The organism is Bacillus cereus G9842, from assembly GCF_000021305.1.
In the GTDB taxonomy this organism is placed as follows: Bacteria; Bacillota; Bacilli; order Bacillales; family Bacillaceae_G; genus Bacillus_A; species Bacillus_A thuringiensis_S.
The window spans coordinates 4447481-4473257 of record NC_011772.1; the positions used below are offsets into that span (position 1 = coordinate 4447481).

Here is a 25777-nt window from a genome sequence, read left to right on the forward strand (position 1 = left end):
AATAAACTGAAAAATACAGTTATAAATATTGCCCCTTCAAGATGAAGAGGCAATATTTATTAATAGTTATTATCGCTACCAAAGAAATCTTTGAACGATTGAATTGTTGTATCACGGTTTAATGCCGCAATTGAAGTTGTTAAAGGAATACCCTTCGGACATGATTGCACACAGTTTTGAGAGTTACCACAGTTCGCTAGTCCTCCATCTCCCATAATTGCACGTAAGCGATCTGCTTTATGCATTTCACCCGTTGGATGTGAGTTGAATAAGCGAGCTTGTGATAACGGCGCTGGTCCAATAAAGTCAGACTTACTGTTTACGTTTGGACATGATTCTAAGCAAACACCACATGTCATACATTTTGAAAGCTCATAAGCCCATTGACGCTTTTTCTCAGGCATTCTTGGTCCTGGACCTAGGTCATACGTACCATCAATTGGAATCCAAGCTTTAACGCGTTTTAGAGCATTAAACATGCGACTGCGGTCAACTTGTAAATCACGTACAACTGGGAATGTCTTCATCGGCTTTAAGCGAATTGGCTGTTCTAATTGATCAATAAGAGCCGTACATGATTGACGTGGCTTTCCGTTAATAACCATTGAACATGCTCCGCATACTTCCTCTAAGCAGTTCATATCCCATGCAATCGGAGTTGTTTGATTCCCTTTTGAATCAACAGGATTACGACGAATTTCCATAAGCGCCGAAATAATATTCATATTCGGACGATATGGAATTTCAAACTCTTGGTCAAACGCTTGTGCATCTGGTCCATCTTGTCTCGTAATGATGAGGCGGATTGTTTTCTCAGACATGTTGTTTATCCCCCTTCTCTTCACCCTTAGCAGCTACATCATGTTTTGAAGAATAATCACGTTTACGTGGTTTAATTAATGAAACATCAACGTCTTCGTAATGGAATGCTGGTGCATTTCCTTCTCCTTCAAATTTTGCCATCGTAGTTTTTAAGAAGTTTGCATCATCACGATTTGGGAATTCAGGTTTGTAATGCGCCCCGCGGCTCTCATTACGGTTATATGCGCCAATTGTAATAACACGTGCTAACTCAAACATATTTGCAAGTTGACGTGTAAATGAAGCACCTTGGTTACTCCATCTCGCTGTATCGTTAATGTTAATACGTTTGTAACGAGCCATTAACTCTTCAATTTTCGCATCTGTTTCTAATAACTTTTTATTTTCACGAACTACTGTAACGTTATCTGTCATCCATTCTCCAAGCTCTTTATGAAGAACATATGCATTTTCATTACCATCCATCGTTAAAATATTGTTAAATTTCTCTGTTTCGATTAATTCATTTTGCTCATATACAGTAGACGAAACAGCATCTGATGATTTAGAAAGACCTTTCATATATTCAATTGCGTTTGGTCCTGCTACCATACCACCATAAATTGCTGATAATAGTGAGTTTGCACCAAGGCGGTTACCACCGTGCATAGAATAATCACACTCACCTGCTGCAAATAAACCTGGAATACTCGTCATTTGCTTATAGTCAACCCATAGTCCGCCCATTGAATAGTGAACAGCTGGGAAGATTTTCATTGGTAGTTTACGAGGATCATCACCTGTAAATTTCTCATAGATTTCAATGATTCCACCAAGTTTAATATCTAGTTCTTTCGGATCTTTATGAGAAAGATCTAAGTACACCATGTTTTCACCGTTAATACCTAGTTTTTGCTCTACGCAAACATCAAAGATTTCACGCGTTGCGATATCACGAGGTACAAGGTTTCCGTAAGCCGGATATTTTTCTTCTAAGAAGTACCATGGCTTACCATCTTTATATGTCCAAACACGTCCACCTTCACCACGTGCAGATTCACTCATAAGACGTAATTTATCGTCTCCTGGAATTGCCGTTGGGTGAATTTGAATGAACTCACCATTTGCATAATATGCGCCTTGCTGATATACAGCAGACGCTGCTGTACCTGTATTAATAATGGAGTTTGTTGATTTTCCGAAAATGATACCAGGGCCCCCTGTTGCCATAATCACGGCATCAGCTCCGAAACTTTTAATCTCCATAGTTTGTAAGTCTTGTGCAACGATTCCTCGGCACACACCTTCATCATCAACAACAGCTCGTAAGAAATCCCAACCTTCATATTTCGTTACAAGTCCTGCTACTTCATGACGACGTACTTGCTCATCTAATGCGTAAAGTAATTGCTGTCCAGTTGTTGCACCAGCGAATGCTGTACGGTGATGTTGTGTTCCACCAAATCGACGGAAATCAAGAAGTCCTTCTTCCGTACGGTTGAACATAACACCCATACGGTCCATTAAATGAATGATACCAGGTGCTGCTTCACACATTGCTTTAACTGGTGGTTGGTTCGCTAAGAAGTCCCCACCATAAATTGTATCGTCAAAGTGGATCCATGGAGAATCCCCTTCACCTTTCGTATTTACGGCACCGTTAATTCCGCCCTGAGCACATACAGAATGTGAACGTTTTACTGGTACTAAAGAAAACAGTTCAACATTCACTCCTGCTTCTGCCGCTTTAATCGTTGCCATTAAGCCAGCCAAGCCACCGCCGACTACTATAAGTTTCCCTTTCATGCTCTCCCACTCCTTACTGATTTGCTAGCTGTGGATCGATGAACGCTAATAATGCACTCACACCTACATAAGATAGACCTAAGAAAATAGCTAATGTTACATAAGTAGAGATTCTTTGTGAACGTGGAGATACTGTAATTCCCCAGCTGATGCAGAATGTCCATAGTCCATTTGCAAAGTGGAAAATTGTTGAAACAACACCAACTAAGTAGAATGCAAACATAGCTGGATTGTTTAAAATATCTGCCATCATATCATAGTTTACCTCTTTACCTAACATTGCTTGAATACGAGTTTCCCAGACGTGCCAAGAAATGAAAATCAGCGTAACGATACCTGAAATTCTTTGGAAGACGAACATCCAGTTACGGAAATAACCGTAAGAAACCGCATTGTTCTTAGCTGTAAATGCAATATATAAGCCATATATAGCATGGTACAGTATCGGTAAAAAGATGATGAAAATTTCTAGCGCATACCGGAATGGAAGGAGCTCCATAAAGCCTGCAGCTTTGTTAAAAGCCTCTGCTCCTCTTGTTGCAAAGTTGTTTACAATTAGATGTTGCGTCAAAAAGACACCAACCGGGATGACCCCCATTAATGAGTGCCACTTACGAAACGTATACTCGCGGCCTTTCATGTCCCCATTACCCCCTTGAATGTTTGACTGCTGTTTTCAGATTAATTTATAACAATAATGTTTTTTCACTATTGGCATAAGAAAAACTGAAAAAATTATTCGAAATATTTCAGCATAATTTGATAACAAGTTCATTTTACCCCTATTTTTGTCGAAGCGTCAAGAAAACGTATACATAATTTGCATATAATTTGCCAATTCTTTTTTTCTTCTCAGATATTGAGATTTCCCTAAAGAAAAATCTGTTTTTATAAATGAAAAATGTTATATAATAATCCCTATAGAAAGAGGGGAATATTGTGAGTAAAAATACAATCGATATAACATCTTTAGAAGATGTTTCATTGAACGCCTTCGCTTATGAATTGCTACGTGAAGAATTACTACCTGATTTAATCGGCAACGATTTAGATGGTATTTTATACTGGTCTGGTAGAAACCTTGCAAGAAAATATCCGCTAGAAACAATTGAAGAAGTCATTCAGTTCTTTGAAAAGGCTGGCTGGGGCACTTTAAGCATTATTGAACATAAGCGTCGTGAAATGCAGTTCCAACTTAAAGGCACACTCATTGCAGAACGTCAAAAACAAAAAAGGCATTCTTCTTATCAACTAGAAGCTGGATTCATCGCTGAACAAATTCAAAAGCAACGGAACGTCGTTGCAGAGTCATATGAAGAAAAGAAAAAACGTTCTGACTCTATTACATTTCTTGTGAAATGGGATATAAAAGATCTCATTGAAGTGTAAGCATTACCTACAGTCAACTAGACATATCAGTTTAGTTGACTTTTTTGTATTTTCATTCACGTCAATTTATTTTAAATCTTCAGAAATTATAACAAAAAATAGAAGACATTGTAAACTACAACGTCTTCTTATCTGTTAAATACGTATAAATCGTCTCTGCAACATTTTTTGGCATACCTGCTTCGACAAATTCTGCTACAGAAGCTTCTTTCATCTTCTTTAATGAACCAAAATGTTTTAACAATACCTTTTTCCGTTTATCACCGATTCCTGGAATGTCATCCAATGCTGATTGAATGACAGATTTCCCGTGTAATTGACGATGGAATGTAATCGCAAATCGATGCACCTCGTCTTGAATACGCTGCAATAAATAAAATTCTTGGCTATTTCTCTCAAGCACCACAGGTTCCGGGGGATCTCCAATAATTAAATGGGAGGTTTTATGTTTGTCATCTTTTACAAGACCTGCCATCGGAATATATAATCCGAGCTCATCCTCTAAAATATCACTTGCAGCCGCCAAGTGGCCTTTTCCGCCATCAATAATAATCAAATCCGGTAAAGGTAAATTTTCTTTAAGCGCCCTTGTATAACGGCGTCTCACAACTTCCCTCATAGACTCATAATCATCTGGCCCTTGAACCGTTTTAATTTTATATTTCCTATATTCTTTCTTCGCTGGTTTCCCATCGATAAAAGCAATCATTGCAGAAACGGGATTTGTTCCTTGAATATTTGAGTTATCAAACGCTTCAATACGATACGGTGTTTCAATTCCAAGCTGCTTCCCTAAATGATCTACCGCTTTAATCGTTCGTTCTTCATCACGTTCGATTAAGTAAAACTTCTCTTCAAGAGCAATTTTTGCGTTTTTATTTGCTAATTCTACAAGGTCTTTTTTCTTACCACGTTTCGGCTGTGTCGCTTCCACTTCTAAAAAGCGCTCTACTAATTCCGAGTCTATACTTCCTGGAACGACAATTTCCTTCGGCTTAAAATGACTACTGTTTTCATAAAATTGGCCGATAAACGTTAAAAAGCCCTCTTCTGGTTCATCGTAAATCGGAAACATAGAAACATCACGTTCAATTAGCTTGCCTTTTCGAACGAAGAAAACTTGAACACACATCCATCCTTTATCCACTGCATATCCAAACACATCGCGATCCACTAAGTCACTCATAATCATCTTTTGTTTTTCCATAATCGCATCAATATGAGCAATTTGATCACGCAACTCTTTTGCACGTTCAAACTCTAGTTTCTCTGAGGCCTCATACATTTTTATTTCTAATTCTGAACGAACTTCTTTATGCCCACCATTTAAAAACTTAATAATTTCATCTACAATTTCTTTATTTTGTTCTTCCGTCACTTCTTTCACACAAGGCGCTAGACATTGATCCATATGATAATACAAACAAACTTTATCTGGCATATTCGTGCATTTCCGAAGTGGATACATACGATCTAGCAGTTTTTTCGTTTCATGAGCAGATTGTGCATTTGGATAAGGACCAAAATACTTTCCTTTATCCTTTTTTACATTTCGAGTAATGAGTAAGCGCGGTTGTTTCTCCGCTGTAATTTTAATAAAAGGATATGTTTTATCATCTTTTAATTGAATATTATATTTCGGATCATATTTTTTAATTAGATTTAACTCTAAAATAAGTGCTTCTAAATTCGAAGAGGTTACAATATATTCAAAATCAACAATTTCTCCTACAAGCCGCAGTGTTTTCCCATCATGTGAACCAGTAAAGTACGAGCGCACACGATTTTTAAGCACTTTTGCCTTTCCGACATATATAACCGTTCCTTGCTTATCTTTCATTAAATAACAACCAGGTTGATCTGGTAAAATAGCCAACTTTTCTTTCAAATGTTCGTGCACTCGTCTCCCTCCATTTCTACATGCTTAGCATTTTTATTTTCACTTGAAAACATACTATGCCAAAACACCCAACATACGTTCCTTTATTGTAACGGAAAGGATCTAAAAAAGAAAATAAAAAAAGCTACCATTTGGTAGCTTTTTTTATTTTAGAAGTGTTTAGAAACTAATTCTACTAACGCTTCTTTCGGTTTGTAACCTAACGCTTGATCAACTACTTTACCGTCTTTTAATACGAAAAGAGCTGGAATACTCATTACTTCGAATTGACGAGCAGTTTCTTGGTTTTCATCAACATCTACTTTTACTACTTTTACTTTTTCGCCTAATTCTGCATCGATTTCCTCTAATACAGGAGCGATCATTTTACAAGGTCCACACCAAGGTGCCCAGAAATCTAATAATACAACACCTTCGCTAGTTTCAGCTGCGAAGCTTTGGTCATTTGCGTTTACAATTGCCATTTTATTTCCTCCTTCAAGTATATTCTACCAAGAGTATATCATTAACTTATATACGTGGCGAATAATATGTATCGTTATGTATTGTAACAAAAAAATGTTCCTTTATACTATATAAAAATACGGATTAAATACTAAAAAGATGAGAGACAGGGGATCTCTCACCTTTTTCTATATATAGGGGTACTTCACTTGGAACTCAAGGGTACTTAAATCATGAATGTACTTTTAACTTTTTAAACTCTTCTGTTAAAAGAGGTACAACTTCGAACAAGTCACCGACAATACCGTAGTCAGCTACTTTGAAGATACTTGCTTCTGGATCTTTATTAATCGCAACGATTATTTTTGAGTTAGACATACCTGCTAAATGCTGAATCGCACCAGAAATACCACATGCAATGTATAAGTCTGGCGTAACAACTTTACCAGTTTGACCAATTTGTAATGAGTACTCACAGTATTCAGCGTCACAAGCACCACGAGATGCCCCAACAGCGCCGCCTAGTACGTCAGCTAACTCTTTTAATGGTTTAAATCCTTCTTCACTCTTCACACCGCGTCCGCCAGCGATAATAACTTTCGCTTCAGAAAGATCAACACCTTCTGCTGTTTTACGGACAACATCCTGAATGATTGTACGTAAATCTTTCACATCAACTGTAATAGAAGATACGTCACCGCTGCGAGACTCATCTTTTTCCAGAGTTGCAATGTTATTTGGACGCACTGTCGCAAATAAGATGCCGTCTGTTACAATCTTCTTCTCGAATGCTTTACCAGAGTAAATCGGACGAGTGAAGATAACATTTCCACCTTCAACCTCTAAAGCAGTTACGTCAGAAACTAAACCAGCTTCAAGCTTCGCTGCTAATTTTGGTGATAAATCTTTACCAAGTGCTGTATGTCCAAAGACAATACCTTCTGGATTTTCTTCAGCATGTACAGCTAAAAACGCTTGTGCATAACCATCAGATGTATATGATTTTAATTTATCATTTTCAACTGTCACAACGCGATCTGCACCGTAATGAATCAATTCATTTGCAAAAGAGGCAACGCTGTCTCCAACTAGAAGACCTACTACTTCACCGCCTTCTGCAATTGTTTTTGCTGCTGCTACCGCTTCAAACGAAACGTTACGTAGCGATCCATCACGAACTTCACCCATTACTAATACTTTACGAGCCATAGATTTTCCCTCCTGCATATATAATTTCGTATTTTATTAGATTACTTTCGCTTCTGTATGGAGCAACGATACAAGTTCTTTTACTTGATCTTGCAGCTCGCCTTGTAACACTTTTCCTGCATCTTTCTTAGGAGGCAAATAGATTTCAATTGTTTTTGTCTTTGCTTCCACATCATCTTCTTCTAAATCTAAATCATCTAATTCTAATTCTTCTAGTGGCTTTTTCTTCGCTTTCATAATACCTGGAAGCGATGGATAACGAGGTTCATTTAAACCTTGCTGTGCTGTTACTAACACTGGTAATGAAGTTGCAATCACTTCTGTATCACCTTCAACATCACGCTCAATCTTCACATTTGTACCGTCAATTTCAAGTTTTGTAATTGTCGTTACATACGGAATATTTAACGCTTCAGCTACGCGTGGACCTACTTGTCCAGATGCACCATCAATTGCAACGTTTCCACCTAAAATTAGATCTGCATCTTTATCTTTTAAATATTCAGCAAGCACTTTTGCTGTCGTGAACTGGTCACCATTTTCTACATCATCTTCAATATTAATTAATACCGCTTTATCACAGCCCATCGCTAATGCAGTACGAAGTTCTTTCTCACTATCTTCGCCACCGACTGTTACAACTGTAACTTCTCCACCTTGTGCGTCTCTTACTTGAATTGCTTCTTCAATTGCATATTCATCGTAAGGGTTGATGATGAATTCCGCTTCGCCATCGTAAATTGCACCGTTTTTAATTACGATTTTTTCTTCTGTATCAAATGTTCGTTTCATGAGTACGTAGATGTTCATTCCATTTACCCCCTTGTTTTTCAGAAAGATTCTATCAATTTTAATTTTCTGTTAATTTATATTAAAAAAATAATTGAACTACCTGCCACTAAATGAAGGTTTACGCTTTTCTAAAAATGCAGCTACACCTTCTCTTCCATCTTCACTCGTAAATACTTCACCAAAAATTTGTGATTCACGTTGTACACCTTCATAGTAATGAGACGATTTGGTCGTTTGCAATAACTCTAGTACAGCACGAGTTGTTGCTGGACTTTTTCCAGCAATTTGTTTTGCGACTTTAAGCGTATCATCTAAAAGTGATTCTTCAGAGAACAATCCGTTAACAAGTCCCCATTTCAATGCTTCTGCACCAGTAATTGGTGTACTTGTTAACATCATTTCACAAGCTTTTGCTTTCCCAACATAACGTGGTAAGCGCTGTGTACCTGCAAAGCCAGGAATTAATCCAAGTGTTAATTCAGGTAAACCAAGTTTTGCACTTTCAGTTGCAAAGCGCATGTGGCAAGACATAGCAAACTCAAGGCCGCCGCCCAGTGCCGCTCCATGAATTGCCGCAATAACTGGTTTTGAACATTTTTCAACACGCTCAAACGTAACTTGTCCAAGCTGTGCTAATTCTGTTGCTTGCTTCGCTTCAGTAACAGATGTAAATTCTTTAATATCTGCTCCTGCTGAGAAGAAACGTCCTTCACCGTGAATAACAACAACACGAATGTTATCATCCTTTTCCACTTGATCAATTAATTCAGTAACGTCATGCATAACTTGTGAAGACATCGCATTTGCTGGTGCATGATTTAACGTCGCCACCGCGATATGATCTTCAACTCTTACAGATAGGAATTTCAACATGATCCCTCCCATTATTGACGATAACCACAAGCTGCAATGAGTAGCCCATGTACCGTTTTTGAAAGTGCGACCAGATCATACTTATGATCGCTCATTACCCAATTGGTCACAACTTCATCTACTGTTCCAAAGATCATTTGTCTTGCCACGCGAACATTTAAATCTGCTTGAAATTCACCTTGTTTTATACCAGTCTCTAAAATCTCATCCATAACTTGTAAGTAGCCTTTTAATACTTCATTTATTTTAAGGCGCAAGTCTTGATTGGACTGCCTGAGCTCTAATTGCGTAACGATAGCAAGGGGATCATTTTGTGACAACAGCAAGAAGTGCGTTTCTACCAACATGAATAACTTCGATACAGCGCTTTCAATTCCTGCTGTTTTTTGACGAATTGTTTCGACAAAATCTCCCATCTTCTCTTGGAATAAGGATATTAATATATCTTCTTTATTTTTAAAATATAAATAAATCGTGCCATCAGCTACCCCAGCTTGCTTTGCGATTTTAGAAACTTGCGCTTGGTGGTACCCATTCTCCGCAATCACAATGACTGCCGCATCAATAATTTGATTGTATTTCGGTCTATTTTTCTTCACTTTACTGTCCCCTTCAAGAAGATGACTGAATGAATAGTCATTCATATTCTTATAATACTGACTATTTAGAAAAGTGTCAATCCTATTTTTTCAAAAAGAAAGGGCCTTAGCCCGTTTGCTCATCCTCATTCTTTCTCTTCTCTTCATCCATTAAAACACGGCGTAAAATTTTCCCTACTGTCGTTTTCGGCAATTCATCTCTAAACTCATATACTTTCGGCACTTTATAAGCCGCTAAATATTTACGTGCAAACTGATTTAATTCTTCCTCAGAGCACTCCGTACCTTCTTTTAACACAACAAATGCTTTAACTGTCTCTCCTCTGTACGGATCTGGAACTCCAATTGTCACTACTTCTTGCACTTTTTCATGCTCATATAATACTTCTTCAACTTCACGAGGATACACATTAAATCCACTCGCGACAATCATATCTTTCTTGCGATCTTTTACATAGAAGAATCCATCTTCATCCATGTATCCAACGTCACCTGTATGGAGCCAGCCATCTTGCAATACAGCCGCTGTTTCCTCTGGCTTATTCCAGTATCCTTTCATAATTTGAGGACCTTTCACTACAATTTCCCCTATTTCTCCTGGTGGTAATGCCTCACCAGTTTCAAGTGACATAATGATTGCCTCTGTATCTGGCCACGGAACTCCAATGCTACCCGGCACTCGCTTTTCCCATAAAAAATTACTATGTGTAACCGGAGATGATTCTGTTAAACCATATCCCTCTACTAGTTTACCACCTGTAACTTTTTCGAACTTTTCCTGTACTTCTACTGGCAGTGGTGCTGATCCACTAATACAAGCACGAATAGAAGAAATATCGTATTCTTTTAAAAGCGGGCTATTTAAAAGAGCGATATAAATAGTTGGAGCCCCTGGAAACAATGTCACTTTATGCTTCTTAATCGCTTCAAAAATCATTTTCATATCAAACTTTGGAATAAGGACCATTTTGTATCCTTGCATAATACTTAAATTCATAACAGCTGTCATACCATAAACATGGAAAAATGGAAGAACCCCAAGGACGACTTCTTCACCTTCGTTACAATTATATAACCAATGCACTCCCATCAAAGTGTTAGAAACGAGGTTTTTATGCGTTAACATAACTCCTTTTGGAAATCCGGTTGTTCCTCCTGTGTACTGTAAAAGAGCTAGATCATTTTCAGGATCACAAGGCACCTCAACATTCGTATTCACTTCTTTTTCTACTGAATTCCAAAGATGAATCGTTTCACTCTCTGATACTTTCACAACTAAATTCGACTGTTTTTTCTGCACAAATGGATACAATAGATTTTTAGGGAATGGTAAAAAGTCTGCAATACGAGTTACGATAATATGCTCAATTTTTGTAGCAGATTGAACATTCGTTACTCTTGGAAACACTAAATCGAGACAAAGAATTACTTTTGCTCCCGAGTCATGAAGCTGATATTCTAATTCCCTTTCTGTATACAGTGGATTGGTTTGTACTACGATACCTCCCGCAAGTAATGTACCGTAATAACCAATTACAGCTTGCGGACAATTCGGCAACATAATAGCAACTCGATCACCCTTTTCCACACCGAGCTTTTGAAGATAATTTGCAAACCTCTTCACCTTATCATGGAAGTCCGAAAACGTAATATCCTTCCCTAAAAAGTGAAGCGCTTTCTTTTCTGGGTAGCGAGAAGCCATCTGTTCTACATATCCATGAAGTGGCTGAATATCATAAGAAATCGTACTAGGAATTTCCTCCGGATAACTTTTCAACCATGTTTTTTCCACCTTCATTCCCCCTTCAAATACATAAAAAATAAAGTGAAACTTTAATCAGTGGGGATTTTTCAGCCCCACTGATTATTAGCCCACACCAATCGGGATTTTACGGGCAGTTAATCACCCAGCTAACTTCTTTACTTTCGCTGAATTTTGAGGCGGGATCTTACTGCCCGTTAATGCGGGATAAATGAATGTTCATTCATGATGGTTATTTTCATTATATTATAGTCACCATAGCGTTACAATCATAATATTCTGACTTTTTTATAACTATGCTTTACTTCATTAACTTCTTATTATATGTAGAAACTCTCCTAATCTTAAAAGAGTAAGAGAGTTTGTCATTAACTTAATCTTATAATCGTTAATACCGCTCCTGGGGTAGTTGTTGATAATGTCGCAACAGCTAACAAACCAAATAATTGCAAACTAATTGCACTCCCCGCCGCAAGGGTCGTAATAATTGTCGCACTAAATGATGTCGTTGCTAATGCAGGAGAATTAATAGTCCCAGCAAGCGGTGCCCCATTAATTGTAATTCGTGAACTAACTAATAATGAAGCGGTTATATTAATTGTATATGAAATATAATAGTTCCCTGCATTTGCAACCGTAAATACTGTGTTCCCCCCAGACACTGTAATACCTGGACCGATATTCTGATTGTTTGGAAGCGGGACATTTGTTCCACCTAGTAGTACCGATATTGCTGTTCCCGACGTATTATTTGCAAATGCGTATGTTGCCGTTATACTTGTGCCTGTTGGGCCTGTCGCTCCCGTTGCCCCTGTATCGCCTGTTGCTCCTGTTATCCCTGTCGCTCCCGTTGCCCCTGTGTCGCCTGTTACTCCTGTCGCCCCCGTTGGGCCTGTGCCACCTGTTGCTCCTGTTGGACCCGTTGCCCCTGTTATTCCTGTCACTCCCGTTGGGCCTGTTGCTCCTGTTATTCCTGTCGCTCCCGTTGGACCTGTATCGCCTGTTACTCCCGTCGCTCCTGTTACTCCTGTCACTCCCGTTGGGCCTGTTGCTCCTGTTATTCCTGTCGCTCCCGTTGCCCCTGTGTCGCCTGTTACTCCTGTCGCTCCCGTTGAGCCTGTTGCTCCTGTTATTCCTGTCGCTCCCGTCGGACCGGTTGGACCAACCTTAGGAACTGTCCCATCGCAACTAAAACAGCATGAATCAACATGTACACCATTTTGATTATTACACCCACAATATCCATTTATGTTATTGCTCCATGAAGACATGTTGATCACTTCCTTTACATTCGATCTTTTTAGCGCAATCACCGAATCAAAAAACACCTATCTAAATAACAAAGAAATACTTAGCCTAGTGGGGGATAAAACACAGATTTCCTCCATACATTCTAGTAATTATTACATGCGATTCACTCTCCTTTTGCTTGTACTTTCGCCCCATCTCCACAGATTATTAACCATACACATTACGCTTTCGTACACAGACAAGTTCCCATTTAAACTTTCCACATTCGCCAATCTTTTTAGTAAAGAGGCTGATTCTTCATAAATAGCAACTATAATATATAAAAATCCGTATAACTTGTTATTTTTATTCAAAATTTTAAAAAAATATTGACACTTAAATTATCCTCATAGTATGATTTGGGTGTTGTAATTGATAACCATTTTCACTTATGGTGCTAGTTACAAAAAACACTTAATTTGGGGGCAGAAGATGAAGAAAATTCTCAGTATTTTCATAGTAGTTCTTCTATTCGCTGTTGGATGCGGACAGCAAAAAGAGGAGAAAAAGGAAACAAAAGCGGACAATAAAAATCAAGCTATAACAATTAAACACGCTGAAGGGGAAACAAAGTTAGATAAACCAGCGAAAAAAGTAGTTGTACTTGAGTGGGTATATTCAGAAGACTTATTAGCACTTGGTGTTCAGCCAGTAGGGATGGCAGACATTAAGAATTATAATAAATGGGTAAATACAAAAACAAAACCAAGTAAAGATGTTGTAGATGTAGGGACACGTCAACAACCAAACTTAGAAGAAATTAGCCGTTTAAAACCAGATTTAATTATCACAGCTTCATTCCGTAGTAAAGCAATTAAAAATGAATTAGAGCAAATTGCACCAACAGTTATGTTTGATCCATCAACAAGCAATAACGATCACTTTGCTGAAATGACAGAAACATTTAAACAAATTGCAAAAGCAGTTGGAAAAGAAGAAGAAGGTAAAAAAGTATTAGCTGATATGGATAAAGCCTTCGCTGATGCAAAAGCAAAAATTGAGAAAGCAGACTTAAAAGATAAAAACATCGCAATGGCACAAGCATTTACTGCTAAAAACGTACCAACATTCCGTATCTTAACTGACAATTCTTTAGCTTTACAAGTTACAAAAAAATTAGGTTTAACAAATACTTTTGAAGCAGGAAAATCTGAGCCAGATGGTTTCAAACAAACAACTGTAGAATCATTACAAAGTGTACAAGATTCAAACTTCATTTACATTGTAGCGGATGAAGATAACATTTTTGACACTCAACTAAAAGGCAACCCTGCTTGGGAAGAATTAAAGTTCAAAAAAGAAAACAAAATGTATAAATTAAAAGGCGACACTTGGATTTTCGGTGGTCCTGAGTCTGCAACATCTTTAGCAACACAAGTAGCAGATGTAATGACAGCGAAGAAGTGATTACACAATGAATAGCCTACAACATACACTTCGAGCAAGTCTTGTATTCGGAGGAGGAGCAGCTCTCTTGCTCCTCCTTTTCTTTATTCATATCGGACAAGGTCAAGCAAACATTTCCTATAGTATGATTATTGATGCTCTTATCTCACCGAACCAATCACTAGAGCATCAAACTTTAATTATGCTTCGATTACCTAGGGCCGTAATTGCCATTTTAGCTGGAGGTGCTCTTGCTGCATCTGGGGTCATTTTACAAACATTAACGAAAAATCCACTTGCTGAATCCAGTACAATGGGTATTCACTCTGGCGCATATTTCTTTCTAGTAGCGGCTACAATTTTTTTACCAAAAGGTCTGCAAATTAATTCACTTCTTTTCACATTTATCGGCGGTGCTATTACCGCTTTATTTGTATACCGTATTTCTGGTGAAAAAAAGGGAACCCCACTTAGAATGGCACTAGCTGGTATGGTCGTTACATTAATGCTTTCTGCCTTTACTGGAACGATGCAGCTTTTCTATGAAAATGAAACAGCTGGTTTATTTTTATGGGGAGCTGGATCTCTTATTCAAAATAACTGGGATGGCGTTCAATTTGCTTTTCCATTTATCATTATTTCTTTCCTAGTTTTACTATTTATGTCTCGTAAACTCAACATTCTCTTACTTGGTGATGATGTCGCTGTTTCTCTTGGTGAAAAAACAGCAGTAACACGTCTTATCGCCTTCATTGCTGCGATCTTTTTAACAGCAGTAATTGTAACTGTTGTTGGACCAATTGGATTTGTTGGCTTAGTTGCACCACATTTAATGCGTCTTATTGGCTACCGTCAACACTTTACTCTCCTTCTCTCTTCTTTCTTATGGGGAGCTGTACTATTACTTGGAGCTGATGTCGTTGGTAGACTAATAGATCCAACTGGGGCTGAACTTCCTGTCGGAGCAGTCACGGCAATGATTGGATCACCTTGGCTTATTTACTTAGTCTATCGAATGATGAAATCGAAACAATATATGAATGATAACGGAGCGAATGCAGCTGGAGCTAGTTCTCGCTATTACTCTTATAAAAAGGTAATCATTATCTCTATCACACTTTGCATTGTGACAATTACTCTTGGTGTTACAATCGGTAGTAACGCTTATATCGAAAGTATTACAAATGTTATATCAGGACAATTAACACAATTTGATAAAAATATGATGATGAACCTTCGTTTACCAAGAATGCTCGTTGCTGCTATTGCTGGCGCATGCCTTGCAATAAGTGGGCTTGTTTTCCAAGGTATATTACGAAACCCACTCGCCGATCCTTCTATTATTGGTATTTCATCGGGAGCTGGTGTTGGTGCTTTAACTATTATGTATGTCTTTCCCGCACTTCCTGGTTTCTTCCTACCAATTGGTGCATTTATCGGCGGACTACTTGCAGTTGGAATTGTTCTCTTCTTCTCATGGAAATCAGGATTTAGCCCAACAGCCCTTGCTTTAATAGGAATTGGTATTTCAGCTCTCGGTTCAGCGATTATTCAAATCTTTATCGTTAGAGCAAATTTGAACGTTGCTGCTGCTTTAACATGGCTATCAGGTAGCACGTATGCAAGAGGATGGAATCACTTAGAAAATATCATTCTATATCCATCGCTAATTCTTGTATTCATTATCTTTTTCTTAATAAAACAACTTGATGTTCTCGTACTTGGAGACGATTTAGCAACGGGACTCGGGCAACCAGTAAATAAAACGCGCCTTGCCCTCATTGTGTTAGCAACACTACTTGCATCTGTAAATATCGCAGCTGTCGGTACAATTGCCTTTCTAGGTCTTGTTGCGCCACACTTAGCACGAATCGTCGTTGGTATGAATCATCAAAGATTATTCGTTTGCTCCGCACTATTTGGAGCAATCCTTCTTTCCATTGCTGATTTACTCGGACGAACAATTGCATATCCGAAAGAAATTCCTTCTGGACTTGTCGTTGCTGTACTTGGAGCACCTTATTTCTTATGGTTGATGAGGAAGAGTGGGAAGAAGGTTAATTAAAAAGGAGGCTTCGTTTTAGAAGCCTCCTTTTTATATACTAAATAAAGTGAAACTTTAATTAGTGGGGGGTTTCTTCATCCCCGCTGATTATTAGCCCACACCAATCGGACTTTTATGAGCAGTGGATCTCCCACCTAACTTCTTTGCTCCAGCCGAATCTTGAGGTGGAAGTTTTACTGTCCGACGAATAGCCGGATAAATTACTCTGATCTCACTAATTTCACAGATTTAGTACTCCCCATAAACTCATGATGTACAGTTAATGTGTTCTCCTCAATTTTCAAATCAGCCTTATGCTTTATTTCCCCCACTAAAAATACAAGCTCTACAGAAATAATCCCTTGGTCCACACTTAATATTCGAAAGTCTCCTATAGTAGTCCCTTTCCCAAAAATATTATGTTCCATAAATTCTCCGCCTGTTTTCTCACTATTAATAGATTCTATTTCCAACCCAACTGGCCTGTCTGTACTTTCTGATGACATCCAAGACCCCTTTAACTTTCCAATATCAGCCTCTTTTTTCTTTTCATTTTTTAACTCTTCCTCTTTTTTCTTAACTTCTGCTTGTTGAGTTAGTAAGCCATCGATTTGCTTATTCAGCTCTTCGGCCCGTTGATTTTCCGAAATAAATTGTTGATTTTGGCCAGTATCGTTAACAATTTTATTTACTATCCCTTTAGCCTCTTCATACTTTTTATCACTCTTTAACTTCTCTGCCTTTTCCAATTGACCTATATATTGACCTTTTAACTCTTTATGCTCTATGAGCGAATCTTTTTGTTCTTTCGCTTGACTTTGAAGGATTGCGGAACCATCTTTCATCTTTTCTACTTCTTGAAACAAACCTATTGCTTGTTCTATATTTCCACTCGATTTCTCTTTTATCGAACTTATCATCTTAGTAGTTTGGTCTTTTAATACCTTTGCTTCTTTATCATCCTTTTTCTCTTCTAATGCTAGCTCAAATGATGCTACTGCCGTGTCATATTCTTTACTCGCTAACGCCAATTTCCCTTGATCCATTGCTTTTTTATAGGTTTCATTGCTACATCCTACCATTAAAAATAAAATTATGATTCCTAAAATCAATCTTTTCATAATATCTCCCTAAATTAATATAATTCTATATACACTCAATAGCATCATAAAATTTATATATAAAATTTTAAATACCATCATTAAAACATAAAGGGAACTTGTCATTTCTTCTCGAACTTAATCTATGAACATAAGTAGAGGGGGATAACAATAATGTACCAAACAATTGAAGGCTTTTTACAATCATGGACATACGAAGCAGAGTCTACTCAGAAAATGCTTGATTCATTAACCGATGCATCTTTATCACAGGAAATTGCACCTGAACATTGGACTTTAGGAAGAGTTGCTTGGCATATCGTGACGGCAATTCCTGTGATACTATCTGGCACAGGGCTAAAGTTTGAAGGAGAAACGACAGATTATCCTGTTCCAACTTCTGCAAAAACAATTGCAGATGAATACCGTAAAGTAAACGCGGCTTTTGTTGAAACACTTCAAAGTAAATGGACTGATAAAGACTTAGCTACTATTAATGACTTCTTTGGTCGCCCTATGCCGAATTCTATATTTTTAATGACACTCATTAATCATCAAAATCACCACCGCGGGCAAATGACGGTTTTAATGCGACAAGCCGGCTTAACAGTTCCTGGCGTATATGGTCCCGCAAAAGAAGAATGGGCTGCGGCTGGAATGGAAGCTCCTAAAATGTAACGACAAAAAAGACAAGATGTTTACATATCTTGTCTTTTTCTGTAACTTGTTTCATGTGAAACTTTATAATGCATCTTCACTCTCAATATTTTTAATCCCAAAATAAGCAATCACCATACCGATCGCTGCAAATGTGAATTGAAGAGGTAGAAAAGTCGCTATCGGAAATATTGGCTGGTTATTAATTGCGATTGACACAACAATAATAGATGAAACAATTGTAGTTGGCACTGAACGTTTACGCATTCCGAAATATAGCGGGATTAAACTTATTCCCGCAGTTGCAATGGCTAAAGGAACAAGATTTATTCCTTCTTGCACTAATTGATCTACTGTAAATGGATTAGGAAGAATTGAAAAATAGCTATCTATCCCAAAGAAAACTCCTACTATTAAAATGTTAGATACAATAACTGTTATAAATGTTAATGTCGCTGTAATGACCAACTTACTAATCATCATTTTTCTCCGATTAATAGGATAAGAAAACATAAGTATTATTGTTTTATTTTTATATTCACCAATTATTAACCTTGCGATTAACACACTACCAAAAACAATAAATGTTGCTCTTACTAATGTACTAGCCGTTAACAACATCATCTGCGGATCTCTTATTTCCGGATCACCTTCTACTTGAGCAACGATGCTCGTAAAGATCATTAATGCCAGTATAGTAATATTTACAATAACTGCCCCTTTTACGTACCAGCCAAGCTTAAATTTTTTCAATTCTAGCTTCATAAGACGTAACATGATAGTCCTCCTTTCCCCTGAAACACCTTAACCCCCAAAACCACACTAGCAATTGTAATAAGTAAAATTGCAATTACTATTATCTTTTTCACCATTCATACCCCAGTTCGTTGTTGTTTTAAGCTTACTTCATGCCACATCAACCTTGTCGATTTTACGATAAGATAGATAACTAATGAAAATCCCTAATAAACAGAGCACAATTGGGATAGCTATAAAATCAAACATACTTACTTGACCGTTTCCAGCCCCAACGTTACCACTAATCAGCATACCAATTATTACTGCGGAAGTAATCGTTGTAGGTGTCGATTTCTTTCTCATTCCAAAAAATAAAGGAATTAAACTTATACCAGATATCATAAATGCACTTATAATAGTAGCTGGAACGATAGCTATTATTTCGCCTATCGTAGCAGGTGTTTCAATCAGTCCCATCATTGGACTCACAAAATAAACGAGCAAACTAATAATGAAAGTAGCGATAATCGTGCTCACAAAACAAAAACAAAAAACAATTGTTAATTTCGCCCTCATTAGCATTTTCCTTTGCAGCGGGTACATAAACGATAGTTGCATTGTTTTGTTCTTATACTCGTCTATTACTAACCGTGATAAAATGACCGAACTAAAAATAATGAATGTTATCCTAATAAAAGTGTTTATTAAAACCATTTGTTGCGTGAAGTCAAAGAAGAGCACGTCTCCCTCGGCTTTAATTCCCAACGCCATAAGGCTTACTGCAGCGAAAATTGCTATAATACAAATTGCTACCCCTTTAAAGTAACTAGATAATTTATGTTTCTTCCATTCGAGCTTCATTAATCTAAGCATACAAACCACTCCTCCATTCTTTATATAACTGTCTTTATGCTGCTAACATTCTAATTCCAGCAGTAACGAAGCTTAACATTCCTATCACTAGTAGAATTAACAACCATTTCCGCTCTGGTTTTCTATAATATAAAATTCCACTTATTAGCATTACGATAAATCCACTTACCAGGTTCAGCCACAGTCCATTAAGCATGAATACCTTCTCCATCCATTACATTTAAGAAATATTCTTCTAAGGAACTATGTTTCTTATTAATACTTTCAATTTCCACATCGTTCATAATAAGTGCTTTTGAAATGGCCTGCTGAGACACTGACGTATCATACACACGAATCATGGTTCCACTCATTATTTTGTAGTTTTTTATACCAAGTTTATCTTCTAAAATATAAGCTGCACGTTTCACATCAGGAACAGTGATTTCAATGTACTCTGTTTGCTTTCCGTTAATACTCTTCATTGAAACTTCTTTTATTAGTTTTCCATTTTGAATCACACCAATTGTATCGGCCATTAATTCCATCTCACCTAAAATATGACTAGAAACTAATAATGTAATACCGTATTCTTTGCAGAGCATTTTAAATAAGTCTCGTAACTCTTTAATGCCAATTGGATCTAAACCGTTAATTGGTTCATCTAAAATGAGCAATTCTGGCTTTGTCACGATTGCCCTTGCAATACCGAGTCGTTGTTTCATTCCTAATGAAAAATCTTTTACTTTTTTATTATCTACCCCTTGTAGTTTCACTAAATGTAAAGCATGGTCAATTGCATTTTTATCGTAGTAGCCCATATATTCACAATGCAGGTCTAAGTTTTCTTTCGCCGTTAATTTATCATAAAAGATTGGGTATTCAATAATTGTCCCCATTCTTTTTAATACTTCATACGATGTATCTGTTAATTTCTCACCGAAAATTTCTATATCACCACTCGTCGGTTTTATTAAATTTGTAATCATTTTCATAATCGTTGTTTTACCAGCACCGTTTGGTCCTAAAAAACCATAAATTTCTCCTTTTTTCACATGCATGTTAACACCGGAAATAACTTCTTTCCCTTTAAACACTTTCGTTAACTGGTTTGTTTTTACTATATATGTCATGTTACTTTCCCCTTTCGCAATACTCTATATTTCTATAATAGACAACAGAAATCTCTTTTTTCTTACCCGTTCCTTACAAATTCCTTACGCTGAAAAAAAGCTTGTAGAATTTACTTCTCTACAAGCTAAAACAGCATCTTTTTTAATACAACTGTAAAAATTGTTTTTTCATAGGGCTTACTAGAAAGATGTATTTCTCCGTCCATCGCTTCCACAAGCCGTTTCGTAATCGTTAATCCTAGACCGCTTCCTTGGTACGATCTATTTCTTGAATCTTCAAGTGTGTACATTCGCTCAAACACTTTATCAATATGAGATTCATCAATTCCTTTTCCTTTATCCCATACGTCTATATACACACTCGTTTCATCATCTCTTAAAGTCATACCGAGTGTCTTTCCATCATCTCCATATGTAATTGCATTTGATATTAAATTATTCAATACTCTGCCTAATACTTCTACATTTCCAAGTGCGTATATATTTCTTTCTGGTATATCAATATGAACCTGAAAACCTTTCGTCGTCACTAAATCATAAAAAGATAAAATCTTCTCGCGGCAAACTTCATTCATATTTACTTTTGTCATTTCAATTGCTTTGTCACCAGATTCTAATTTTGCCAAATCAAAAAACTTATGAATTAGCTCCATCACTTCTAATGTTTTCGTATGCACTTTTTCAAGTAATATTTGTTGTTCTTCTTCACTTATCGTTTTATCCTTATTTAACATTTCTGTATATCCAAGAATAACTGTTAGTGGTGTTTTCAAGTCATGCGAAATATTTGAAAGCATTTTTCTCATCGAAATTTCTACTTTGGCATGATCTGCATTCGTTTTCTGTTTTGCATCTAATAATTGATTAATTGCCACTAATAATTTTTGCAATTCTAGATCATCTGTCATAACGAGTAACGTCTCGCCTGTTTTGTCATTTACAATACTTTCTAACTTTTCATATGTGTATCGTAAATTTTTACTACTATTTTTTCTCATTTTATATTGCATATAAATGACACATAACAATATAAAAATAATACCTATTAACAAATTGACCATATTACATCACTTCCAACTTATAGCCGATGCCCCATAACGTTTTAATATATTCTGGATTAGATGGATCACTTTCAATTTTCTCACGCAATCTTCTCATATGAACATTAATAACGTTATCATCACCGTAATACTCTTCATTCCAAACTAACGTATATATTTGCGCTTTTGTAAATACACGATTTTGATTTTTTACGAACAGTTTTAAAATCTCAAATTCTTTTAAAGTGAGCTTGAGAGGGTTCCCGTTTTTTTCTACAGTAAAATTAATTGGATCGATTGTTAAATCGCCAATCTGAATCATCTTTTCTGTTGTTTCTGTAGCCGAGTATTTCGTAGACCGCCGAATCCCTGCTTTTACACGTGCAGCCAATTCAATCATAGAAAATGGCTTACAAATGTAATCATCTGCTCCAAGTCCTAAGCCAACAGCTTTATCAACATCTGTATCTTTTGCCGACATCATTAAAATCGGAACAGCACTTTTTTCACGAATAATACGTACAACCTCTAATCCGTCTAACTTCGGCATCATTATATCAAGGATCACTAAATCAAAAGATGATTTAAAAAAGGTTTGCACCCCTGCTTCCCCGTCAGACGCCATCGTAACTTGAAAGCCTTCCTTTAATAAATATTTTTCCACCATCTCTTGAATTGAAATATCATCTTCAACTAATAAAATATGATGTGACATATGTCTATCCCCTTTTTTTACAAACATTAACATATCAATTGTATCGCAACGAATGAATGCTGGAAACAGTTATATGAATTTTCAAACCAACTTCCCTTCCTTCCTTAACAATGATATGATGAAATTCACTACGATTGTTCATAATTAACTTTATATAAAGGAGACTTATCATGTCAGAAAACAAAAAAGTAAGCTTAGCTGATTTAATGCGTGAACAACTTGCTAAGAAAAAGCAAGGAAATGGAAATGGTCAAAATGCAAAAAATCAAAACCAAGAAACGAAAAAATTACAAAACCAACAAACAAAGAAGACAAACAACCAACGTAGACGTACAGGTGTGTAAATGAACGGACAAAAACGTTCTAATATCGCACCCGGTCTTGAAGTTGATATTGTATTAAAACAAGATCAACGAACAGGCAAATTAACACGTGGCATTGTAAAAGATATTTTAACAAACTCCCCTTCCCATCCACATGGCATTAAAGTGCGATTGCAGGACGGGCAAGTCGGTAGAGTACAAAATATCGTTCAATAAGAAAAGGAGCTCAAGTAAACTCGAGCTCCTTTTTCTTTATTAACCTTTAATTTTCTCGATGAAAACTACTTTTAAATAGTCTCCTTCTTTAAATTGATCAATGGTACGGAAATCTTCTGGTAAAGAATGTTCTTCTAATATTTTATATTTGCCATTCATTTCTTTAAAGGCTGTATCGATAAAGCCTTTAAACTTTTTCATATCGAATGCACTACAATTTGTAGAAGCAACGATAATACCGTTATTTTCTGTAATAGCAATTGTTTCTTTCAATAAATTTTTATAATCTTTTGCTGCACTAAATGTATATTTTTTTGATCGGGCGAAGCTTGGAGGATCAAGTACGACCATATCAAATTTCATCTTTTTCTTAGCTGCATATTTGAAGTAAAGAAATACATCTTCTACAATAATATCTTGTGCTTCATAATCAACTTCATTGACACTAAACTGCTCAATCGTTTTACTTAAACTACGATTTGCAAGGTCAACACTCGTCGTTTTACTCGCTCCGCCAAGCGCTGCAAATACAGAGAAAGCACCTGTATAAGAGAACATATTTAACACTGTTCTTCCCTTTGCATATTTATCACGAATTTGTTTTCGAACGTTACGTTGATCTAAAAATACTCCAACCATTGCCCCGTCATTTAAATAAACAGCGAAGTTCACACCGTTCTCTTTTACGATAAGCGGGAACTCACCGCGCTCTCCTGCTACGAAATCATCACCCTCAATATATTTCCCTTTCGTATCAAAACGCTTCTTCTCATAAATGCCTTTAAAGTTTGCTACTTTTTGCAGAGCTGCTATAATCTCATCTCTGAAAGTATAAATCCCTTCACTATACCAACTTACTACGTAGTAGCCGTCATAATAATCGATAATTAGTCCGCCAAGACCATCACCTTCACCGTTTAGGGCGCGGAATGCTGTCGTATCACTTGATTTATAAAATTGTTTTCGTTTATGTAAGGCAGATTTGATTTTACTTTCAAAGAAAGATTGATTAATTTGTTCACTCTCTTTTCTCGTTAAAATCCAGCCGTATCCTTTATTTTGTTTTCCATAATAACCTTTTCCGACAAAGTTGTTCTTCTCATCTACTACTTTGATGATTGTCCCTTCTTCACGAACATCGTTTAAATTTTGAATTGCATCTTTTAAAATAAGTGGATATCCACTTTTAATTTCTTTTATAAATTTCGGTTTTATTTTTATAGTTACTTCTGATCGCATATAATAACTTCCTTTCCATTTGCATGCTTTCTCTATAGGAAGCATTTAAAAAACGAGCCTGAAAAAACAGCCTCGTTTCACTATACCATATTATTGCTTTGCTAGTACAACTCGCTCATTCTCGCACTTAACCGCCACATATTTACTACGTTTTGAAATGGAAATCTCACTGTCCAAAATAATAGAAAAAAATTATATATTTCACATTTACCATTGACAATGATAATGATTTTCATTATCATTTAATGTATATGAGTTCTTGAAAATATAGCTACATTTATAGGAGGAATAAACATGATTATTGTTACAAATACAGCTAAAATTACAAAGGGAAATGGACATAAATTAATTGAGCGTTTTAATAAAGTAGGTAAAGTTGAAACGATGCCAGGCTTTTTAGGTCTAGAAGTTCTTTTAACGCAAAATACAGTTGATTATGACGAGGTAACAATTAGCACTCGATGGAATGCAAAAGAAGATTTCCAAGGTTGGACAAAGAGCGCCGCATTTAAAGATGCTCACTCACATCAAGGTGGAATGCCAGAATATATTCTTGATAATAAAATTGCTTACTATGATGTAAAAGTTGTACGTATGCCAATGGCTGCAGCACAGTAAAAACAGTTCTTTTTTAAAGTATAGAATATGAGAAGCGTTATCTATCACTTCTCATATTCTATACTTTTTTCTTTAATTTCTTTTTACTAACTTTGCGTGTATAACTAGCCTTCCAGCCTCTGGATCAAGCGCATAGTCACAAGTAGAAAGTGTTACGATTTCATCATTAGCCGTCAATTCCGTATCCGTTTTGTACAGTGATTTTTCTTGAACTTCCTTTAAGAACGATGTATATACTGCATCATTTTCAAAATCCGTTTCAATGTAATAAAAGTCCGTTGTTGTCGTATATACTGAAAAAACTTCAACGTCGTATCCTTCAAATAATGTATCGTAATATAATTTACGATGGGACATGAAAAAGTCTTCATCCAACATTTTTTTTAAACTACCAAACATAGAACCGTCTTTCATACGATGGCCATATAAAATCGTATTTCGATTTTGAGATTTCACATCATTACGATGGTCCATAAAAATGCTTCCCGCTCTCATATCTTCACCTTTATAATTACGAAATAAATAGTAATCATTATCTTTTGCTTGAACGATTGGATAATTAATTTGTGTATCATCCATCGTAATCCATCCGACTATCTCTGGATTAATTTTCTGGAGATCCTGAAACTGTTTACGTACCTCTCCGTCTTCCGATTTTTCTTCCATTGGACTTCTTTTATAAATATGTTGTGCCTCAGCCATTACTTTACGATTTTCATAATAATCCATGAAAATCCCACCCAACTCATACATTGAATAGAAAAAGATTCCTAAAAACGCAATTGTAAGTATGCGTTGAAAAAAAGAATTCTTTTTCCGTCCGTTCTTGCTATTCAAATTATCACCTCAAA

The 25777-nt window shown here is 36.5% G+C and carries 27 protein-coding genes; 7 read left to right on the plus strand and 20 right to left on the minus strand.

From position 1 onward, the window contains the following. Nucleotides 1–59 precede the first annotated feature (59 nt). From sdhB to sdhC, 3 genes are read right to left on the minus strand one after another with little or no spacing between them, the layout of a single operon-like run. Nucleotides 60–821, minus strand: coding sequence for a succinate dehydrogenase iron-sulfur subunit (sdhB, locus tag BCG9842_RS22415; protein WP_001291827.1), 762 nt, complete (start codon nt 819–821; stop codon nt 60–62). Continuing rightward, nucleotides 814–2607: a succinate dehydrogenase flavoprotein subunit gene (gene sdhA, locus BCG9842_RS22420; protein WP_000676742.1), complete on the minus strand. Its 1794-nt coding sequence runs from the start codon at nt 2605–2607 to the stop codon at nt 814–816. The genes sdhB and sdhA overlap by 8 nt, the downstream gene beginning before the upstream one ends. Before the next feature lie 13 nt (nt 2608–2620). Further along, nucleotides 2621–3247: a succinate dehydrogenase cytochrome B558 gene (gene sdhC, locus BCG9842_RS22425; protein ID WP_000678354.1), complete on the minus strand. Its 627-nt coding sequence runs from the start codon at nt 3245–3247 to the stop codon at nt 2621–2623. Between the two features lie 299 nt (nt 3248–3546). On the opposite strand from sdhC, the gene BCG9842_RS22430 reads away from it, so the two are divergent. After that, nucleotides 3547–3996 carry a YslB family protein gene (locus tag BCG9842_RS22430; RefSeq protein ID WP_000042214.1) on the plus strand — a complete coding sequence of 150 codons (450 nt, stop codon included), beginning with the start codon at nt 3547–3549 and terminating at the stop codon, nt 3994–3996. A gap of 115 nt (nt 3997–4111) precedes the next feature. On the opposite strand, the gene uvrC is transcribed toward BCG9842_RS22430, so the two are convergent. The 8 genes from uvrC to BCG9842_RS22470 all read right to left on the minus strand — a co-directional run bounded on the left by uvrC (nt 4112) and on the right by BCG9842_RS22470 (nt 12846). After that, nucleotides 4112–5896, minus strand: coding sequence for an excinuclease ABC subunit C (uvrC, locus tag BCG9842_RS22435; RefSeq protein WP_000544289.1), 1785 nt, complete (start codon nt 5894–5896; stop codon nt 4112–4114). A gap of 149 nt (nt 5897–6045) precedes the next feature. After that, nucleotides 6046–6360 (minus strand): thioredoxin, encoded by a 315-nt coding sequence (gene trxA, locus BCG9842_RS22440; RefSeq protein WP_001018943.1) that lies wholly within the window; start codon nt 6358–6360, stop codon nt 6046–6048. A gap of 211 nt (nt 6361–6571) precedes the next feature. Further along, nucleotides 6572–7549 (minus strand): electron transfer flavoprotein subunit alpha, encoded by a 978-nt coding sequence (gene etfA / locus BCG9842_RS22445; protein ID WP_000101957.1) that lies wholly within the window; start codon nt 7547–7549, stop codon nt 6572–6574. A 36-nt stretch (nt 7550–7585) separates the two neighbouring features. Beyond that, entirely contained in the window at nt 7586–8359 is a 774-nt protein-coding gene (gene etfB / locus BCG9842_RS22450) for an electron transfer flavoprotein subunit beta (RefSeq protein ID WP_001029028.1), read from the minus strand. 78 nt (nt 8360–8437) lie between these two features. Further along, nucleotides 8438–9214: an enoyl-CoA hydratase gene (locus BCG9842_RS22455; protein WP_000911292.1), complete on the minus strand. Its 777-nt coding sequence runs from the start codon at nt 9212–9214 to the stop codon at nt 8438–8440. 11 nt (nt 9215–9225) lie between these two features. Continuing rightward, the gene (locus tag BCG9842_RS22460; RefSeq protein WP_000742213.1) at nt 9226–9813 is read right to left on the minus strand and encodes a TetR/AcrR family transcriptional regulator; all 588 of its coding nucleotides are present in this window, start codon (nt 9811–9813) and stop codon (nt 9226–9228) included. A gap of 106 nt (nt 9814–9919) precedes the next feature. Continuing rightward, nucleotides 9920–11605, minus strand: a complete 1686-nt coding sequence (locus tag BCG9842_RS22465; RefSeq protein WP_000416316.1) for a long-chain-fatty-acid--CoA ligase — start codon at nt 11603–11605, stop codon at nt 9920–9922. A gap of 338 nt (nt 11606–11943) precedes the next feature. Further along, nucleotides 11944–12846, minus strand: coding sequence for a BclA C-terminal domain-containing protein (locus BCG9842_RS22470; RefSeq protein ID WP_000100366.1), 903 nt, complete (start codon nt 12844–12846; stop codon nt 11944–11946). Between the two features lie 451 nt (nt 12847–13297). On the opposite strand from BCG9842_RS22470, the gene BCG9842_RS22475 reads away from it, so the two are divergent. Next, a complete protein-coding gene (locus BCG9842_RS22475) occupies nt 13298–14272 on the plus strand; it encodes an ABC transporter substrate-binding protein (protein ID WP_000722824.1) in 975 nt (324 codons plus the stop codon). 7 nt (nt 14273–14279) lie between these two features. Continuing rightward, nucleotides 14280–16316 carry a Fe(3+)-hydroxamate ABC transporter permease FhuB gene (gene fhuB / locus BCG9842_RS22480; protein ID WP_001087089.1) on the plus strand — a complete coding sequence of 679 codons (2037 nt, stop codon included), beginning with the start codon at nt 14280–14282 and terminating at the stop codon, nt 16314–16316. A gap of 200 nt (nt 16317–16516) precedes the next feature. Here fhuB and BCG9842_RS22485 read toward each other — a convergent pair whose 3' ends face one another. Continuing rightward, on the minus strand, nt 16517–17416 hold the full coding sequence (locus BCG9842_RS22485) for a hypothetical protein (protein ID WP_000825582.1): 900 nt from the start codon (nt 17414–17416) through the stop codon (nt 16517–16519). 153 nt (nt 17417–17569) lie between these two features. On the opposite strand from BCG9842_RS22485, the gene BCG9842_RS22490 reads away from it, so the two are divergent. Next, the gene (locus BCG9842_RS22490) at nt 17570–18073 is read left to right on the plus strand and encodes a DinB family protein (protein WP_000284976.1); all 504 of its coding nucleotides are present in this window, start codon (nt 17570–17572) and stop codon (nt 18071–18073) included. A gap of 63 nt (nt 18074–18136) precedes the next feature. Here BCG9842_RS22490 and BCG9842_RS22495 read toward each other — a convergent pair whose 3' ends face one another. The 6 genes from BCG9842_RS22495 to BCG9842_RS22515 form a co-directional block, all read right to left on the minus strand. After that, nucleotides 18137–18829: an ABC transporter permease gene (locus tag BCG9842_RS22495; RefSeq protein WP_000945191.1), complete on the minus strand. Its 693-nt coding sequence runs from the start codon at nt 18827–18829 to the stop codon at nt 18137–18139. A gap of 129 nt (nt 18830–18958) precedes the next feature. Further along, entirely contained in the window at nt 18959–19663 is a 705-nt protein-coding gene (locus tag BCG9842_RS22500) for an ABC transporter permease (protein ID WP_000945208.1), read from the minus strand. Between the two features lie 34 nt (nt 19664–19697). Beyond that, nucleotides 19698–19859 (minus strand): hypothetical protein, encoded by a 162-nt coding sequence (locus BCG9842_RS31420; RefSeq protein ID WP_000931814.1) that lies wholly within the window; start codon nt 19857–19859, stop codon nt 19698–19700. Continuing rightward, complete coding sequence (locus BCG9842_RS22505) at nt 19852–20775, minus strand: ABC transporter ATP-binding protein (protein ID WP_000221121.1); 924 nt, start codon at nt 20773–20775, stop codon at nt 19852–19854. Before BCG9842_RS22505 ends, BCG9842_RS31420 begins: the two co-directional genes overlap by 8 nt. A gap of 125 nt (nt 20776–20900) precedes the next feature. Continuing rightward, nucleotides 20901–21836 (minus strand): HAMP domain-containing histidine kinase, encoded by a 936-nt coding sequence (locus BCG9842_RS22510; protein ID WP_000247674.1) that lies wholly within the window; start codon nt 21834–21836, stop codon nt 20901–20903. Nucleotide 21837: 1 nt separating this feature from the next. Next, entirely contained in the window at nt 21838–22530 is a 693-nt protein-coding gene (locus BCG9842_RS22515) for a response regulator transcription factor (protein WP_000018046.1), read from the minus strand. A gap of 170 nt (nt 22531–22700) precedes the next feature. Here BCG9842_RS22515 and BCG9842_RS31425 point away from each other — a divergent pair, with 170 nt between their 5' ends. Further along, on the plus strand, nt 22701–22874 hold the full coding sequence (locus BCG9842_RS31425; protein ID WP_001293576.1) for a hypothetical protein: 174 nt from the start codon (nt 22701–22703) through the stop codon (nt 22872–22874). Beyond that, nucleotides 22875–23069, plus strand: a complete 195-nt coding sequence (locus tag BCG9842_RS22525; protein ID WP_001014310.1) for a YwbE family protein — start codon at nt 22875–22877, stop codon at nt 23067–23069. Nucleotides 23070–23108: 39 nt separating this feature from the next. Here the strand turns inward: BCG9842_RS22525 and BCG9842_RS22530 are convergent, their stop codons facing one another. Beyond that, the gene (locus tag BCG9842_RS22530) at nt 23109–24308 is read right to left on the minus strand and encodes a class I SAM-dependent rRNA methyltransferase (RefSeq protein WP_001255945.1); all 1200 of its coding nucleotides are present in this window, start codon (nt 24306–24308) and stop codon (nt 23109–23111) included. A gap of 294 nt (nt 24309–24602) precedes the next feature. Here BCG9842_RS22530 and isdG point away from each other — a divergent pair, with 294 nt between their 5' ends. Beyond that, nucleotides 24603–24926 (plus strand): heme oxygenase, encoded by a 324-nt coding sequence (gene isdG / locus BCG9842_RS22535; RefSeq protein WP_000587818.1) that lies wholly within the window; start codon nt 24603–24605, stop codon nt 24924–24926. A 72-nt stretch (nt 24927–24998) separates the two neighbouring features. On the opposite strand, the gene srtB is transcribed toward isdG, so the two are convergent. Continuing rightward, nucleotides 24999–25763 carry a class B sortase gene (srtB, locus tag BCG9842_RS22540; RefSeq protein ID WP_002162479.1) on the minus strand — a complete coding sequence of 255 codons (765 nt, stop codon included), beginning with the start codon at nt 25761–25763 and terminating at the stop codon, nt 24999–25001. Nucleotides 25764–25777: the final 14 nt, after the last annotated feature.